The organism is Streptomyces sp. SudanB52_2052 (assembly GCF_964272415.1).
Classification (GTDB): Bacteria; Actinomycetota; Actinomycetes; order Streptomycetales; family Streptomycetaceae; genus Streptomyces; species Streptomyces olindensis.
The window spans coordinates 2,742,413-2,758,657 of sequence record NZ_OZ186796.1; the positions used below are offsets into that span (position 1 = coordinate 2,742,413).

14 protein-coding genes are annotated in these 16,245 nt (G+C 72.6%); 2 read left to right on the forward strand and 12 right to left on the reverse strand.

Annotated elements, in window-relative coordinates:
- The first annotated feature begins 41 nt into the window (after positions 1–41).
- Positions 42–1,214, forward strand: coding sequence for a PQQ-dependent sugar dehydrogenase (locus ACSUPV_RS11850; protein ID WP_037768638.1), 1,173 nt, complete (start codon positions 42–44; stop codon positions 1,212–1,214).
- Between the two features lie 42 nt (positions 1,215–1,256).
- On the opposite strand, the gene ACSUPV_RS11855 is transcribed toward ACSUPV_RS11850, so the two are convergent.
- From ACSUPV_RS11855 to ACSUPV_RS11885, 7 genes are all read right to left on the reverse strand, one after another.
- The gene (locus ACSUPV_RS11855) at positions 1,257–1,445 is read right to left on the reverse strand and encodes a DUF6191 domain-containing protein (protein ID WP_037768635.1); all 189 of its coding nucleotides are present in this window, start codon (positions 1,443–1,445) and stop codon (positions 1,257–1,259) included.
- Positions 1,446–1,496: 51 nt separating this feature from the next.
- Positions 1,497–4,538 carry a helix-turn-helix transcriptional regulator gene (locus ACSUPV_RS11860; protein WP_037768746.1) on the reverse strand — a complete coding sequence of 1,014 codons (3,042 nt, stop codon included), beginning with the start codon at positions 4,536–4,538 and terminating at the stop codon, positions 1,497–1,499.
- A gap of 176 nt (positions 4,539–4,714) precedes the next feature.
- On the reverse strand, positions 4,715–4,900 hold the full coding sequence (locus tag ACSUPV_RS11865; protein WP_031117532.1) for a hypothetical protein: 186 nt from the start codon (positions 4,898–4,900) through the stop codon (positions 4,715–4,717).
- A gap of 197 nt (positions 4,901–5,097) precedes the next feature.
- The gene (locus tag ACSUPV_RS11870; RefSeq protein ID WP_436947449.1) at positions 5,098–5,640 is read right to left on the reverse strand and encodes a hypothetical protein; all 543 of its coding nucleotides are present in this window, start codon (positions 5,638–5,640) and stop codon (positions 5,098–5,100) included.
- Positions 5,641–5,675: 35 nt separating this feature from the next.
- On the reverse strand, positions 5,676–6,248 hold the full coding sequence (locus ACSUPV_RS11875; protein WP_436947450.1) for a GNAT family N-acetyltransferase: 573 nt from the start codon (positions 6,246–6,248) through the stop codon (positions 5,676–5,678).
- Complete coding sequence (locus ACSUPV_RS11880) at positions 6,226–8,472, reverse strand: MMPL family transporter (RefSeq protein WP_382615665.1); 2,247 nt, start codon at positions 8,470–8,472, stop codon at positions 6,226–6,228. Before ACSUPV_RS11880 ends, ACSUPV_RS11875 begins: the two co-directional genes overlap by 23 nt.
- Before the next feature lie 158 nt (positions 8,473–8,630).
- Positions 8,631–8,972, reverse strand: a complete 342-nt coding sequence (locus ACSUPV_RS11885) for a hypothetical protein (protein WP_031117536.1) — start codon at positions 8,970–8,972, stop codon at positions 8,631–8,633.
- Between the two features lie 190 nt (positions 8,973–9,162).
- Here ACSUPV_RS11885 and ACSUPV_RS11890 point away from each other — a divergent pair, with 190 nt between their 5' ends.
- Positions 9,163–9,966, forward strand: a complete 804-nt coding sequence (locus ACSUPV_RS11890; RefSeq protein ID WP_031117537.1) for an SAM-dependent methyltransferase — start codon at positions 9,163–9,165, stop codon at positions 9,964–9,966.
- 65 nt (positions 9,967–10,031) lie between these two features.
- On the opposite strand, the gene gatB is transcribed toward ACSUPV_RS11890, so the two are convergent.
- The 5 genes from gatB to ACSUPV_RS11915 all read right to left on the reverse strand — a co-directional run bounded on the left by gatB (position 10,032) and on the right by ACSUPV_RS11915 (position 16,017).
- Entirely contained in the window at positions 10,032–11,546 is a 1,515-nt protein-coding gene (gatB, locus tag ACSUPV_RS11895) for an Asp-tRNA(Asn)/Glu-tRNA(Gln) amidotransferase subunit GatB (protein WP_031117538.1), read from the reverse strand.
- Positions 11,547–11,561: 15 nt separating this feature from the next.
- Positions 11,562–11,801: a hypothetical protein gene (locus ACSUPV_RS11900; RefSeq protein ID WP_031117539.1), complete on the reverse strand. Its 240-nt coding sequence runs from the start codon at positions 11,799–11,801 to the stop codon at positions 11,562–11,564.
- Positions 11,798–13,291, reverse strand: coding sequence for an Asp-tRNA(Asn)/Glu-tRNA(Gln) amidotransferase subunit GatA (gene gatA, locus ACSUPV_RS11905; protein ID WP_436947451.1), 1,494 nt, complete (start codon positions 13,289–13,291; stop codon positions 11,798–11,800). The genes ACSUPV_RS11900 and gatA overlap by 4 nt, the downstream gene beginning before the upstream one ends.
- Before the next feature lie 6 nt (positions 13,292–13,297).
- Positions 13,298–13,594 (reverse strand): Asp-tRNA(Asn)/Glu-tRNA(Gln) amidotransferase subunit GatC, encoded by a 297-nt coding sequence (gene gatC / locus ACSUPV_RS11910; protein ID WP_031117542.1) that lies wholly within the window; start codon positions 13,592–13,594, stop codon positions 13,298–13,300.
- 146 nt (positions 13,595–13,740) lie between these two features.
- Positions 13,741–16,017, reverse strand: a complete 2,277-nt coding sequence (locus tag ACSUPV_RS11915; RefSeq protein ID WP_031117543.1) for a putative bifunctional diguanylate cyclase/phosphodiesterase — start codon at positions 16,015–16,017, stop codon at positions 13,741–13,743.
- Between the last annotated feature and the right edge of the window lie 228 nt (positions 16,018–16,245).

A 16,245-nucleotide genomic window follows, 5' to 3' on the forward strand; every position in this document is an offset into this window, starting at 1 on the left:
GCGGTGTATGACAGGGAGAACCCCGCCGCGTCGAAGGGACCATGATCGTGCAACGTCGAGCCGTCCCGGCCGTGTTGACCGCCGCAGCACTCCTGCTGACCGCCGGCTGCTCCTCCGACGACGGGGGGACGGCCGGCGCCGACGGCAGCGCCTCCCCGAGCCGTACGGCACCGGGATCGTCCGCGCCGCCGCGGCAGGGCGCCGAGGAGGCACCGCCCGCCAAGGGCTCGGTGAAGGTGGTGCGGACCGTCGCCGAGGGCCTGGACTCCCCCTGGGGCCTGGCCCCCCTGCCGGGCGGCGGCCTGCTCGTCTCCTCGCGGGACGACGGGACGATCGTCCGGGTCGACGACAGGACCGGCAGGAAGACCCAGGTCGGCGAGGTGCCCGGGGTGTCCGCGGCCGGCGAGGGCGGCCTCCTCGGCATCGCCCTGTCCCCCGAGTTCGCCTCGGACCGCATGGTCTACGCGTACTTCACCTCGGGCGGGGACAACCGCATCGTCCGCATGCTCTACGACGACAAGAAGCCCGCCGGTGAGCAGCTCGGCGCGCCCGACACGGTCTTCCGGGGCATCCCCAAGGGCTTCATCCACAACGGCGGGCGGATCGAGTTCGGCCCGGACAAGATGCTCTACGTCGGCACGGGCGAGAGCGGCGACACCGGCCTGTCCCAGGACAAGGACTCCGTGGGCGGCAAGATCCTGCGGCTGACCCCGGAGGGCGAGCCGGCGCCGGGCAACCCCTTCCCGGACTCCCCGGTGTACTCGTACGGCCACCGCAATGTGCAGGGCCTGGCCTGGGACGGCAAGCAGCGGCTGTTCGCCTCGGAGTTCGGCCAGGACACGTGGGACGAGCTCAACGCGATCAAGCCGGGCGACAACTACGGCTGGCCCGAGGCCGAGGGCAGGTCCGACGACTCGGGGTTCCACAACCCGGTCGACCAGTGGACGACCGCAGAGGCCTCCCCCAGCGGCATCGCGTACGCCGAGGGCTCGATCTGGATGGCGGGACTGCGCGGCAAGCGGCTCTGGCGGATCCCGCTGAACGGCACGGAGGCGTCGGCGGAGCCGCAGGCCTTCCTGGAGGGCGAGTACGGCCGGCTGCGCACGGTGGTCCCGGCGGGCGGCGACCGGCTGTGGCTCGTGACCAGCAACACGGACGGCCGGGGCGACCCGAAGGACGGGGACGACCGGATCCTGGAACTGCGGGTGACGTGACGGCGACGTGACGGCGGGCTCAACGGTGACGCGACGGCGGGCTCAGGAGTCCTCGGGGGCTCCCGGCTCCTCGTGCGGCGGGCGTACGACGACCTTCCCGGAGGCCAGGTCTATCGGGCCGCGTCCGGGATCGGCGTCGCCGACGTCCTCCCGGGTCAGTTCCAGGCGGTTCTGCTCGTCGCGGGTGTGCTTGCGGCCGGGTGAGAACAGTTCCTCGAAGACGTTGAACAACGGATCCTCCCTGGGCCGCGACAGCTCGCGACGTCTCTTCCAGCGTATGCCTCAGCCCGCCGGCCCGGACGTGAGCGATTCGGCCGGAAACAGGCCCAGCCGGTGCGCCACCGCCGCCGCCTCGCCCCGGCCGGAGACACCGAGCTTGGCGAGGATGTTGGAGACGTGGACGCTCGCCGTCTTCGGGGAGATGAACAGCTCCTCGGCTATCCGACGGTTGGTGTGACCGGCCGCGACCAGGCGCAGCACGTCCCGTTCCCGGCTGGTGAGGCCGAGGGCGTCGGCAGGGTCGGCGGCAGCGAGGGCCGGTTCCGCCGTTGAGGACTGCGGCAGGCGGGCGCGCCGGGCAAGCGCGGTGGCGGCGTCGGCGAGCGGCCGGGCACCGAGGTGGCGGGCGACGGCGTGGGCGAGGCGGAGCAGTTCCGCGGCGCGGTCGCGTTCGTCCTCGCCGCCCTTCGCCAGCAGGGACTCGGCCAGCCGGTACCGGACGCGGGCGAGGTCGTAGGGCCGCTCCAGGGATTCGAAGGCGGTGACCACCTCCGACCAGGTGCCCGGGGTGTTCCGGCCCCCGGCGCGCTGGAGTTCGGCGCGGACCCACCGTTCGTGGGCGAGCCAGACAGGGGCGTTCGTGGTGAGGCGCTTGACCACGCCGATGAGGCGGTCCAGCACCTCCTCGCGGCCGTCGCGCGCGGCGGGCAGCGCGCGGGCGTCGGCCTCGGCGGTGGCCGCTTCGAGCAGCAAGGGCCAGGCGTAGCGCTGGGTGCCGGGCGGGAAGCCGGACTCCAGGGTGCGGGCCAGTTCGGCGCGGGCGTCGGACAGGCGGCCCTCGGCGACGGCGACGGCGATCGTGAGGCAGGAGATCGGCAGGTCGTGCTGCGGCATGGGATCGTGCGGCCCGTAGGCGGCGCGGCCCTCGGCGAGATGCCGGGCCGCCTCGGGGACCCGGCCGCGGGCGAGCGCGAGGAACGCCAGGCTGTTGGCGCCGGATCCGTGCGGACCGGCCGTCTGCCCGCGCCGCTGGGCGTTGCCCGCGGCCTCGGCCGCCTCGTCCCAGCGGCCCAGGGAGATGAGGGATTCCGCGAGGTTGCTCCAGATCCAGGCCTCGGAGTCCCGCAGGCCCATCTTCTCCGTGAGCCGCAGGCCCTCGTGCAGGATGCCGACGGCCTCCTCGGAGCGGCCGACGCCTTCCAGGACGGAGGGCAGGTTCACATGGCTGCGGCCCACGACCGACACGAGCCCCCGGGCGACCACCTCGTCCCTGACCTCGTACATGTGCGTGAGCCCGGCCTCGATCTGCCCGGCGTCGACCATGAGCCCGCCGAGGGTGAGGCGGGCGTGGGACTCGATGTCGTCGGCGCCCACCATGCGCGCGTACTCGACGGCCCGTTCGGCGGCGGTGAGGGCTTCGGGTCCGGGTTCGTGGAGCATCGACCAGTGGGCGGCCGTGGCGAGCACCTCGGCGTGCACCTCCGACGGCGGCAGGCCCCGGACCAGGTCCTGCGCGGTGGCGATCTCCTGCCAGCCGTCACCGCGGGCGAGCCCCTGCACCAGCCGGGAGCGCTGGATCCAGAACCAGGCGGTGCGCTGGGGGTCGCCCGCGCCGTCCAGCAGGCGCAACGCCCGCTTGGTGATCTTCAGGGCGCGTTCGCGCTCCCCGCAGAGCCGTCCGGCGACGGCGGCCTCGGCCAGCAGGTCCAGGTGGCGCAGGGCGGTGGTCGCGGGGTCGCAGCCGCAGGGCGGGTAGGCCTCGGCGTAGTCGACGGGGCGCAGGGTCCGGCGTACGGCGTCGGGGGCGGCGTCCCACAGTTCCATCGCCCGCTCCAGCAGCCGCAGTTGCTCGGCGTAGGCGTGGCGGCGGCGGGCCTCGACGGCGGCGTCGAGGACGGCGGGCAGGGCCTTGGCGGCGTCGTGGGCGTGGTACCAGTAGCTGGCCAGACGGGTGGCCCGCTGGTCGGCGGGGACGAGCGTCGGGTCGGCCTCCAGCGCTTCGGCGCAGCGGCGGTTGAGGCGGGAGCGTTCGCCGGGGAGCAGGTCGTCGCTGACGGCCTCGCGGACCAGGGAGTGGCGGAAGCGGTAGCCGTCGCCGCCGGGCGCGGGGGTGAGGATGCCGGCGTTCACGGCGGCCCGCAGCGCCTCGATGAGGTCGTCCTCGGCGAGCCCGGCGACGGCGGCCAGCAGCCGGTGCTCGACGGTGGAGCCGCCCTCGGCGACGATCCGGGCGACCTGCTGGGCGGTCTCCGGCAGCCCTTCCACGCGGACCAGGAGCAAGTCGCGCAGGGAGTCGGTCAGGCCCGTGCGGCAGCCCTCCCCGGCGACGGCCAGTTCCTCGACGAAGAAGGCGTTGCCGTCGGAGCGTTCGAAGATCGCGTCGACCTGGCCGGGGTCGGGTTCGTGGGCGAGGATGCCGGCGACCTGGCGGCCGACCTCCTCGCGGGTGAAGCGGGCGAGTTCGATGCGGCGGATGGTGCGGAGCCGGTCCAGTTCGGCGAGCAGGGGCCGGAGGGGATGGCGGCGGTGGATGTCGTCGGAGCGGTAGGTGCCGAGGACGACGAGGCGGCCGGTGCGCAGGGTGCGGACGAGGTAGGCGAGCAGGTGGCGGGTGGAGGCGTCGGCCCAGTGCAGGTCCTCCAGGGCGAGGACGACGGTGTGCTCGGCGGCGACGCGCTCCAGCAGGCGGGCGGTGAGCTCGAAGAGGCGGGCCATGCCGTGCTCGTCGTGCCACCCGGTGCCGGAGTCCCCCAGCTCGGGGAGCAGCCGGGCCAGTTCCTCCTCCTGGCCGGCGGCCGCCGCGGCCAGTTCGCCGGGGAGTTCGCGGCGCAACGCGCGCAGGGCGGTGGAGAAGGGGGCGAAGGGCAGTCCGTCGGCGCCGATCTCGACGCAGCCGCCGAGTGCGACCACGGCTCCCCGGCGGCGGGCGGCGCCGGCGAACTCCTCGACCAGGCGGGTCTTGCCGACCCCGGCCTCCCCGCCGATGAGCAGCGCCTGCGGTTCTCCCCCGCAGGAGCGTACGAGGGCGTCGCTCAGTGTGCCCAACTCCTCGGCACGGCCGACGAACACGGGGCTGACGGACCTGGTTTCCACGGTCCCGAGCATCGCATGCGGGTCCGACAGCGCGGCACCGGATTTCCGGAGGCGGCCGACCCGGGCGCCCGCCGCCGGAACCGCACGTACGGCCATGGCACCGGCCGCGGCCGCCGTACGCGCGGCCACGGCACCGGCCACCGCCCCGGCGTGAACTGCCGGGGCGCCGGCCGGTCGCGCCCCGGGGTTCACGCGGCCCGGGCGAACCTGGGCCTGCGGAAGCGGCGGCTATGGCTCTCGTGTTCGGCGGAGCCGTGGCCGGCTTCACCGTGGGCGCCGCGGCGGGCCCGGGTGACCTCGCGGACGAGGCGCTCGTGCTCGGCCCGGCGGATCAGGTCGGCGGTGCGCATCTGCTGGAGCTCGTACTCGTACATGGTGTGTCCTTGCTGAGAGGCCGGTCGCGGAGGGGTTCCTCCGCGATGTCTCCACCTTCGTCTCCCAGGCGGGGCGGCCGCATCGGGAGAGTTCCGCATCTTGCGGGGCTGGCGGGGCCTTAGACACGCGTGAGGGGCCTCAGGGCCTCCGTAAGGTGCTTACGGAGGCCCTAAGACCCCTCAGGACCTGCGGTGACTCAGCTCGCGGACGGCAGGCCGAGCAGGACGCCGGTGTACTTCAGGACGGCCAGGAACAGGCCGATGACGCCGAGCGCGACGCCCGCCCAGGCGACGGACTTGATCCAGGGGGCCTGGATCCTGCCGGGCGGGCCGAAGGCGGGCCGGGCGAGCACCACGACACCGACGACCAGGGCGATCAGGGCGAACAGGCCGCCCCACAGGGCCGTGGTCTGCCAGGCGTCGCCGTAGACCGCCTGGATCTGCTTGGCCACGCTCGCGTTCTGCGCGGTCTCCAGCTGACCGATGAGGTTCTGGCGCGCGGCGGCGACCGTACCCATCCAGCTGCCGGTGAGCGAGACGACGCCCAGCGCGGCGGAGACCACGGCTCCGGCGCCCTGGCCGACGCCGTAGGAGTTCTCCTCCTTGGCCGTCGCCTCGGTCTCCGCGGCCGCGGCCGGGGCCTCGGTCCGGGGCGCCTCGTCGGACTTGGTGGTGTCCACCGCCTTCTCGTCGGTCGTGGCCTCGGTGGCCTCGGTCTCGTCCACTGCGTTCGTTGCCATGTCTCGCACCGTAGGGTCGCTGTCTGAGAAGTCTCTTAATGATCGTTGTGAGCGGCACGCGCGCGTGCCTCGCGCCACTCGGGCGCCAGCACGGACCAGACTTCGAGATCGTGCCGTAGGCCACCGTAGTGGTGGGCCTCGCGCCGCACACCGTCGCGGGTCATGCCGAGCCGCCGCGCCACGTTCAGGCTCGGCTGGTTGCCCGAGGCGGCGACCCACTCGACGCGGTGGATGCCGCGCTGCTCGACCGCCCAGTCGATCAGCACCCGCATCGCCCGTGTGACCAGGCCCCGCCCGGTGCCGGCGGGCTCCAGCCAGCAGCCGACCTCGCAGGTGCCGTTCGCCGCGTCGAAGTTCAGGAAGAGCACGCCGCCCACGAGCGTGCCGTCCAGCCACAGCCCGTGCAGGGACCCGGTGTCGGCGGCCCGCATGTCGGCGTACAGCTGGAGCTTCGCGCGGGCCGAGAGCAGGTCGGTCTCGGTCGTCCCGAACGGAATGTACCGGCCGATGAACTCCCGGCCCCGCTCCAGGTGTGCCAGGAACTCCTTGGCGTGCCAGGGTTCCAGGGGTCGCAGTTCGGCGTCGTCACCCAGGGATATCGCGTACATCCCGCTGCCGCTCCTCCTCCGCCAGGACGTCCGCCACCTCGGCGTCCGTCGCGGCGGCCAGCCTCTCATGGGCGGCACGGCTCTCGGGCGGTTCGATGCTGATGCGCGGCATGCGCTTGTCGAGCCAGCGGGGCAGCCACCAGTTGGCGCCGCCGAGCAGGTGCATCAGGGCGGGGACGAGGAGCGTGCGCAGGACGAAGGCGTCCAGGGCGACGGCGGCCGCGAGGGCGATGCCGAACATGGCGATCACGCGGTCGCCGCTGAGCACGAAGGCGAGGAAGACGGAGATCATGATGACCGCGGCCGAGTTGATCACCCGGCTGGTCTCGGCGAGGCCGACGCGGACGGCCCGCCGGTTGTCGCCGGTCTCCAGCCATTCCTCGTACATCCGGCTGACCAGGAAGACCTGGTAGTCCATGGAGAGGCCGAAGAGCACCGACACCATGATCACGGGCAGGAAGGGCTCGATGGGTCCCGCGCTGCCGAGGCCGAGCAGTTCGCTGCCCCAGCCCCACTGGAAGATCGCGACCACCACCCCGAAGGCGGAGGCCACGGCGGCGACGTTCATCGCGGCGGCCTTCAGCGGTATGCCGATGGACCGGAAGGCGAGCAGGAGCAGCAGACAGCCCAGGCCGATCACGACCCCGACGAAGACGGGCAGCTTGGAGACGATGACGTCGGCGAAGTCGTCGTAGCCCGCCGTCACACCGCCGACCTGCACGTCGAGGGAGGTGCCCGCCTCGGCGCGCGGCAGCACCTCGTCGCGCAGCCGGTCGACGAGGTCGCTGGTCTGCTTCGACTGCGGGGAGGACTCCGGTACGACGGTCAGGTACGCCGTGTGGCCGCCGGAGTCGAACGTCACCGGGGTCACCGAGGCGACGCCGTCCGTGGCGCGGAGCGTGCCGTCCAGGTTGTCCAGGGCGAGCTTGTCCTCGGCGCCGTCGACCTTGGTGACGAGGGTGAGGGGGCCGTTCACGCCCGGTCCGAAGCCGTCGGCGAGCAGGTCGTAGGCCTGCCGGGTGGTGGCCGTCCTGGGATCGTTGCCCTGGTCGGAGGTGCCCAGGTGCAGGGAGAAGGTGGGCAGCGCGAGGACGGCCATGACGACCAGGGCGACCACGCCGAGCACCTTGGGGTGGCGCTCCACGAACGCCGACCAGCGGGCGGCGAAACCGGTGGGCAGTTCCGGCTCGGGCCCGTGCTCCGCCAGCCGGCGGCGCTCGCGGCGGCTGAGGGCGCGCATGCCGATGAAGGACAGCAGGGCGGGCAGCAGGGTGACGGAGGCCGCGACCGTCAGGATGACGGTGAGCGAGGCGGCGATGGCGACGCCGTTGAGGAAGCCGAGCCGCAGGATGAGCATGCCCAGCAGGGCGATGCAAACGGTGGCACCCGCGAAGACGACCGCGCGTCCCGTGGTCGCGACGGCGTTGGTGGCCGCCTCGGTGACGGACAGCCCGCGTTTGAGCCCGCGCCGGTGTCTGGTCACGATGAACAGCGCGTAGTCGATGCCGACGCCGAGCCCGATCAGCATGCCGAGCATGGGCGCGAAGTCGGCGACCGTCATGGCGTGCCCGAGCAGCACGATCCCGGCGTAGGCGGTGCCGACGCCGACCAGGGCGGTGGCGATGGGCAGCAGGGAGGCGGCGAGCGAGCCGAAGGCGAGGAACAGCACGACCGCGGCGACGGCCACGCCGACGATCTCCGCGAGGTGCCCGCCGGAGGACTGGGTCAGCCCGACGGCGCTGCCGCCGAGCTCCACCTGGAGCCCGTCGGTCTCGGCGCTCTTCGCGGTGTCGACGACGGCCTGCGCCTCGCCCTTGTCGATGTCCTGGGCCTGGTCGTCGAAGGTGACCGTGGCGTACGCGGTCCGGCCGTCCTCGCTGACGCGGCCCGTGCCCGGGCCGTCGTAGGGGCTGGTCACGGAGGCGACGCCGGGCAGGTGCGCTATCCGGTCCAGGGTGCCGGTCATCGTCTGCTCGACGTCGGCGGCGCGGACGCTGCCGGACGCGGTGTGCCAGACGACGGTGTCGCTGTCGCCGCCGAGCTGCGGGAAGCCCTCGTGCAGCAGTTCGGTGGCGCGGCCGGACTCGGTGCCGGGGACCTTGTAGTCGTTCGAGTACGTGGTGCCGGCGACGGCGGCGCCCGCGGTGACCCCCGCGAAGGCGAGGAGCCACAGCAGAACGGTGACCAGTCGGCGTTGGACACACCAGCGTGCGAGGGCTGCCACGAAACGTGCTCCCAGAGTTACTTTTGGTGGATCTTTGGCCGGGAGCAGTCGTCCATGAACTGAACAGCCCGCAAAGAACGCATGAGCAATGCGAAATCACTCTTGCAGGCTCACGAGATCATTTGTCGGTTTCGTGGGCTTATTCACAGCGGGCGCACTCAGTCGAACTGGTCCCCCAGCGCCATCACCATCACCCCGGCGATCAGCAGCCACAGGGCCCGCCGGGTGCGGCCGCGGGAGCCCAGCACGGCGGCGACGGCGCAGACGGCGGCTCCGGAGGCGTAGGCCGCCGGGACCAGCGCGGGGGTGGAGCGGGTGAGGCGGAGCAGCGCGGCGGCGAGCCCCGCCAGGGTCAGTGCGGCACCCGTGGCGGCAGCCGTCCAGCGGGCCCGGCGGGCGTCTTCCTCGCCCTCTGTGGGGTCGTCGGCCTCGTCCTGCGCGGCGGTCGCCTCCGAGTCCGCTATCTCTGGATCGGTGTCGGAATCAGTGCGTCCACTCATGGCCGAGACGGTAGCGCGTCGGTGGGAAAAACCGGGTGCGGGGCCGAGGGACCGGCTGTTAGCGTCCGCTGGTCCGAGGAATGCCCGCGGCATCTCGCCGCCCGGCCGAAGCAGGTGCATTGTTTGACGGTCCGACCGAGCTCCGACGCATCCCCTTTCTCCCTCAAGGACTCAAGGAGCCCGTTCACCGATGTCGGACATCACTTCCCGGACCTCGGACATCCCCCTCGCTGACCGTGTGAGCCACCCCGGCTACCCGCGCAGCAACGGCTATGACGCCCGCTGGACCGTCGACAACCAGATGGGCCCGCACGCGTTGTGGCTGCTGGAGTGGCTGGCCCCCGCCCTGGGGCTCGACACCCTGAGCCCCGGCTCCCGCGTGCTCGACCTCGGCTGCGGCCGCGCCATGACGTCGATCTTCCTGGCCAAGGAGTACGACGTCCAGGTCACCGCCGCCGACCTGTGGGTCAAGCCGGACGAGAACGCCGGGCGCATCGCCGAGGCGGGCGTCGCCGACCGCGTCCTGCCCGTGCTCGCCGAGGCGCACGACCTGCCGTTCGGTGAGAGCAGCTTCGACGCGATCGTCTCCGTCGACGCCTACCACTACTTCGGCACCGACGACCTGTATCTGCCCACGCTGACCCGGCTGCTGAAGCCGGGCGGGCGGATCGGCGTCGTCGTACCGGCGCTGCGTGAGGAGATCGACGGCGTCGAGCCGCCGGAGCACCTCAAGCCGTACTGGGAGCCCGGGTTCTGGTCCTTCCACACCGCCGCCTGGTGGCGCCGCCACTGGACCCGCAGCGGAGTCGTGAAGGTCGAGACCGCGGACTGGCTGGAGGACGGCTGGCGCGACTGGCTGCGCTGGTGCGAGGTCGTCGCCGAGGAGCACACGGACGAGTTCCACATCCGGATGGCCGGCCACTGTGCCGAGATGCTCCGTGCCGACCAGGGCGGCACGCTGGGCTTCGTCCGGGTCGTGGGGCGTCGTGACTGAGTGAAGGACGAGGGGGGACGCACCGGGTCCGGTGCGTCCCCCCTCGGTCGTGTCCGCGTGCGGGCTCAGCCCTCGCTGACGCCCAGCTTCTCCAGGATCAGCTCCTTGACGCGCGCCGCGTCGGCCTGGCCCCGGGTCGCCTTCATGACCGCGCCGACCAGGGCACCGGCCGCCGCGACCTTGCCGCCGCGGATCTTGTCCGCGATGGCCGGGTTGCCCGCGATGGCCTCCTCGACGGCGGTGGTGAGGGCCCCCTCGTCGGAGACGACCTTCAGACCGCGCTGGTCGACGACCTCGTCCGGGGTGCCTTCGCCCGCGAGGACGCCTTCGATGACCTGGCGGGCCAGCTTGTCGTTCAGGTCGCCCTTCGCCACCAGCTCGGTGACCCGGGCCACCTGCGCCGGGGTGATCGCCAGCTCGTCGAGCGCCTTGCCCGACTCGTTGGCGCTGCGGGCCAGCTCACCCATCCACCACTTGCGGGCGGAGGCGGCGTCGGCCCCGGCCTCGATCGTGGCGACGATCGGCTCCAGCGCACCGGCGTTGAGGATCGCCTGCATGTCGGTAGCCGAGACGCCCCACTCCTCGCGGAGCCGGTTGCGGCGGACCAGCGGCAGCTCGGGCAGACCGGCCCGGAGCTCCTCGACCCACTCGCGCGACGGCGCCACCGGGACGAGGTCGGGCTCCGGGAAGTACCGGTAGTCCTCGGCCTCCTCCTTCACGCGGCCCGAGGTCGTCGACCCCGTGTCCTCGTGGAAGTGGCGGGTCTCCTGGATGATCGTGCCGCCGGAGGACAGCACGGCCGCGTGCCGCTGGATCTCGTAGCGGGCCGCGCGCTCCACGGACCGCAGCGAGTTGACGTTCTTCGTCTCCGAACGCGTGCCGAACTTCTCCGTGCCGTGCGGGCGCAGCGACAGGTTGACGTCGCAGCGCATCTGGCCCATCTCCATGCGGGCCTCGGAGACGCCGAGCGCCCGGATGACCTCGCGCAGCTCACGGACGTAGGCCCGCGCGACCTCGGGGGCCCGCTCGCCGGCGCCGGTGATCGGCTTGGTGACGATCTCGATGAGCGGGATGCCGGCGCGGTTGTAGTCCAGCAGGGAGTGGGACGCGCCGTGGATGCGGCCGGTGGCACCGCCGACGTGCGTCGACTTGCCGGTGTCCTCCTCCATGTGGGCGCGCTCGATCTCCACGCGGAAGGTCTCGCCGTCCTCCAGCTGCACGTCGAGGTAGCCGTTGAAGGCGATCGGCTCGTCGTACTGGGAGGTCTGGAAGTTCTTCGGCATGTCCGGATAGAAGTAGTTCTTCCGGGCGAAGCGGCACCACTCGGCGATCTCGCAGTTCAGCGCGAGGCCGATCTTGATGGCGGACTCGACGCCGGTCGCGTTGACGACCGGGAGCGCGCCGGGCAGGCCGAGGCAGACCGGGCAGGTCTGCGTGTTGGCGTCCTGGCCGAGAGCGGTCGAACAGCCGCAGAACATCTTGGTCTTGGTGCCGAGTTCGACATGGACCTCGAGGCCCATGACGGGGTCGTACGACGCGAGTGCGTCCTCGTACGACACCAGGTCGGTCGTGGTGGTCACGGTGAAGGTTCCCTCTCAGCCCAGCAGGACGTCGTCGTCGCCCAGCCGCTTCAGCTCGCGGTACAGAATGGCCAGGTTGGTGACGACCGCCGCTCCGGTGACGACGGCGTCGATCAGCCGCAGCGTGTCGTTGTCCCCGCGGGCCTTCTTGATCTGCTTGTAGACACCGACGGCGCCGAACGCCGACGTGGCCATCGAGACGTACAGACCGGACTTGGACTTCTTGAAGCCCTTGGCCTTGGACAGTGCGCTCACAGCGACGGAGCCTCCTCGATCAGCGGGTGGCCCCACTTTTCCACGAAGGCGGCCTCGACGGCGGCGCCCACCTTGTACAGGCGGTCGTCCTTCATGACGGGGGCGATGATCTGCAGACCGACCGGGAGGTTGTCCTCCGGGGCGAGACCGCACGGCAGCGACATGGCCGCGTTGCCCGCCAGGTTGGTCGGGATGGTGCACAGGTCGGCGAGGTACATCGCCATCGGGTCGTCGGCGCGCTCGCCGATCGCGAAGGCGGTGGTCGGGGTCGTCGGGGAGACGATCACGTCGACCTGCTCGAACGCCTTGTCGAAGTCCTGCTTGATGAGCGTGCGGACCTTCTGGGCACTGCCGTAGTAGGCGTCGTAGTAGCCGCTCGACAGGGCGTACGTGCCGAGCATGATGCGGCGCTTGACCTCGGGGCCGAAGCCGGCCTCGCGGGTCAGGGAGGTGACCGCCTCGGCGGAGTTCGTGCCGTCGTCGCCGGTCCGCAGGCCGTAGCGCAGGCCGTCGAAGCGGGCGAGGTTGGAGGAGCACTCGGAGGGCGCGATCAGGTAGTACGCCGACAGCGCCAGGTCGAAGGACGGGCAGTCCAGCTCGACGATCTCGGCGCCCAGTTCCTTGAGCAGCGCGACGGACTCGTCGAACCGCTGGATGACGCCGGCCTGGTAGCCCTCGCCGCGGAACTGCTTGACGACGCCGACGCGCATGCCCTCGACGCTGCCGTTGCGGGCGGCCTCGACGACCGCCGGGACCGGCTCGTCGATGGACGTGGAGTCGAGCGGGTCGTGCCCGGCGATCACCTCGTGCAGCAGGGCCGCGTCCAGGACCGTGCGGGCGCAGGGGCCGCCCTGGTCGAGGGAGCTGGAGAAGGCGACCATGCCGTACCGCGAGACGGCACCGTACGTCGGCTTCACGCCGACCGTGCCGGTGACGGCGGCGGGCTGGCGGATGGAGCCGCCGGTGTCGGTGCCGATGGCGAGGGGCGCCATGTGCGCGGCCAGCGCGGCGGAGGAACCGCCGCCGGAGCCGCCGGGGATCTTGGTGAGGTCCCAGGGGTTGCCGGTCGGGCCGTAGGCGCTGTTCTCGGTGGAGGACCCCATGGCGAACTCGTCCATGTTGGTCTTGCCGAGGATGACGACGTCGGCGGCCTTCAGCTTCTGGGTGACCGTGGCGTCGTACGGCGGGATCCAGCCCTCCAGGATCTTCGAACCGACGGTCGTGGGCACGCCCTCGGTGGTGAAGATGTCCTTCAGCGCGAGGGGGACGCCGGCGAGGGGGCCGAGCTTCTCGCCCCGCTCCCGCTTCTCGTCGACGGCTCGGGCCTGGGCGAGGGCGCCCTCGCGGTCGACGTGCAGGAAGGCGTGCACCTTCTCGTCGACGGCCTCGATGCGGGCGAGGTGGGCCTCGGTGACCTCGACGGCCGTGAGCTCGCCGGAGGCGATCTTCGCGGCGGTCTCGGCGGCCGTGAGCTTGATGATGTCCGTCATGACTTCTTAGTCCTCCCCCAGGATCTGCGGCACCTTGAAACGCTGCTGCTCCTGGGCCGGGGCGCCGGAGAGCGCCTGCTCGGGGGTGAGCGAGGGACGGACCTCGTCCGGGCGCATGACGTTCGTCAGCGGGAGCGGGTGCGAGGTCGGCGGTACGTCTTGGTCGGCGACCTCGCTGACGCGGGCGACCGCGCCGATGATGTCGTCCAGCTGGCCTGCGAAGTGGTCGAGCTCTTCGGGCTTCAGCTCCAGACGCGCCAGCCGGGCGAGGTGGGCGACCTCCTCGCGCGTGATGCCAGGCATGCAGCGATCCTCTGGGGTGAGTGAATGTGGTTTGGCCCAATCCTATGGGTCGGGAGGGCGTGCCCGTGAAACGGTTTGCCGGACCTTCGCGCCCCGGCCCCGCCAGGGCGCGTCGGGTGCCGGTGACCGGCCGGCCGTGCCGGTGACTAGCCGACCCGGCCCGAGTCGTCCGCCGCGGCCGCCGGGAGTGCGGCCCGGGGGCGCTGCCAGCCCCGGGAGCCGCGGGCGCGGAGCCACGCCGTGGTCTCGTCGGGCGGCATCGCGGCGGCGACCAGCCAGCCCTGCACGGCGTCGCAGCCGAGGTCGCGCAGGCGCTCCCAGGTCTCGTCGTCCTCGACGCCCTCGGCGACGACGAGCAGGCCGAGGGAGTGCGCGAGGTCGACCGTGCAGCGCACGATCTCCGCGTCCTCGGTGTCGACCGCCAGCCGGGCCACGAACGAGCGGTCGATCTTCAGCTCGCTGACCGGGAGCCGGCGCAGGTGCACGAGCGAGGAGTAGCCCGTGCCGAAGTCGTCCAGGGACATCTTCACCCCGTGTCCGGTCAGCCCGTTGAGGGTGTCGGCGGCGCGCTGCGGGTCCTCCAGGAGGACGTGTTCCGTTATCTCCAGTTGGAGCGCTCCCGCCGGGACGCCGTGCCGGGCCAGCCGGGCGGCGACGGAACCCGCGAATCCGGGGGTGTGCACATCGCGCGGCGAGACGTTCACCGCGACCGGCACGAACAGGCCCTGGGCGCGCCAGCGGGCGACCTGGCCGAGCGCGGTCTCCAGGACGTACTCGGTGAGGTGGGGCATCAGGCCCGAGGACTCGGCGATCGCTATGAACTCGTCCGGCGGCACCTTGCCCCGCTCGGGGTGCACCCAGCGGACCAGGGCCTCCAGGCCCGCGACCTGTCCGTCGAAGCGGACCTTGGGCTGGTAGTGCAGATGCACCTCGTGGGCGTCGAGGGCGCGGCGCAGGTCGCCCAGCAGACCGAGGCGGTCCGGGGTGTTGGAGTCGCGCTTGGACTCGTACACCTCCACCCCCGTGCGGTCCCGCTTGGCCTGGTACATCGCCACGTCCGCCCGGCGCAGCAGCCCCTCGGCGTCCAGGGCGTGGTCGGGGAAGACGGCGACTCCGGCGCTGGCCTCCAGGACCAGCGTGAGGCCGTCGAGGTCGAGCGGGGAGCTGAGCGCGGAGACCAGGTTGCGGGCGACCCGGGTCGCCGACGTCGTGGAGTCGGCGACCGGCAGTAAGACGGCGAACTCGTCCCCGCCGAGCCGCGCGGCCTCCGCTCCGCGCGGGAGCGCCGCCCGCAGCCGGTCGGCGATCTGCAGCAGCAGCCGGTCACCGGCCAGATGCCCGAGCGTGTCGTTGACCGACCGGAAACGGTCGAGGTCGATCAGCATCAGGGCGGCGCGGGCGTCGATGCGCTCCGCGTCGTCGAGCGCGGTCCAGATGCGCTCCAGCAGCCACTGGCGGTTGGGCAGCCCGGTCAGCGGGTCGCGCAGCTGCTCCTCCGCCCGGGCCCGGGCTATCCACAGGGTGGAGTCCAAGGCGATGAGGGGGATGGAGAACAGCGGCAGCAGGATCGGCTTGGCCACCGCCACCACGCACACCAGCGGCGCGATGCCGAGCAGCGCCACCGCGACCAGGCCCTGTCTGACCAGGGCGGTGCGGGCGACGGTGGGCAGGCCGGGGCGCGGGGCGTGGAGGTACCACAGGAGGACGCGGGTGACCGTCAGGTAGGCGACGGCGACCAGGGCCACCTCGGGCGCCGTGCCGAGCGTCCAGGCGCCGGGCTCCGCGGGCGACTCGACGGACGGCACGGTCCCGAAGACCCCGAGCACCAGGGCGCCGGCGCCGATGCCGAGGAGGTCGACCGACCCGTGCAGCACGCCTTGGCGCCAGCGGTTGCGGCGGGCGATGCCGACGAGCACGACGACCGTGAGGCTGACCATGCCGGCCGGGACCCAGCCGTAGAGCAGCAGCACGGCGAGGGTGAGGGCGGCGCCCGAGCCGGTGCCGCCCCACCAGCGGGAGCGGCCCAGCATGACGAGGTGGCCGACGATGATGCCGGTCAGCACGGCCAGCGCCCAGCCGGCCGTGCCCGACGGGAAGAGCGCGTGGTCGCCCGTGAAGGCGCGGTAGAAGCCGGCGCCCAGGACGAACCCGGCCGCCACGACGACCGCCGCGGGCAGCGCGGGCCAGGACAGGTGCCGTTCCGACTCCGCGTCCTCGCCGGCCAGTCCGGGAGTGTGCTCGGTGACGGGCTGTGCGGCGCGCCCCCCGGCGGCGCGCCCGTCCGCGGTGTACTGTCCGACGGCGCGCGCCTCCGCGCCCGGACGTCCCGCCGGCCGACCGGCCCCACGGACTGCGCGCCATGCGACCGCCATGCGGCGCAGGCGCAGCCGTGAGCCCGGCACGGCGCTCTCGGTCGGTTCCATTCCCGTCCCTCTCACAGCCGGCGGTGCCCACGCCCGCGGCCCGGTGCCCGACAACCCTTAGGCGGCCCGCGCTGGAAAACCCTTCCCCGTGCCCTGCCCGAGCACGAAGATGCCCCGACCGCAGCTGGGCACGGCAGGCGCACATCTCAACAGTAGGCCGCAGAAGGCTTCCACGGGCAGCGGTCGCCGACGGTTGCCCGAATGCGCCCCGGCCACCCGTATGCATCT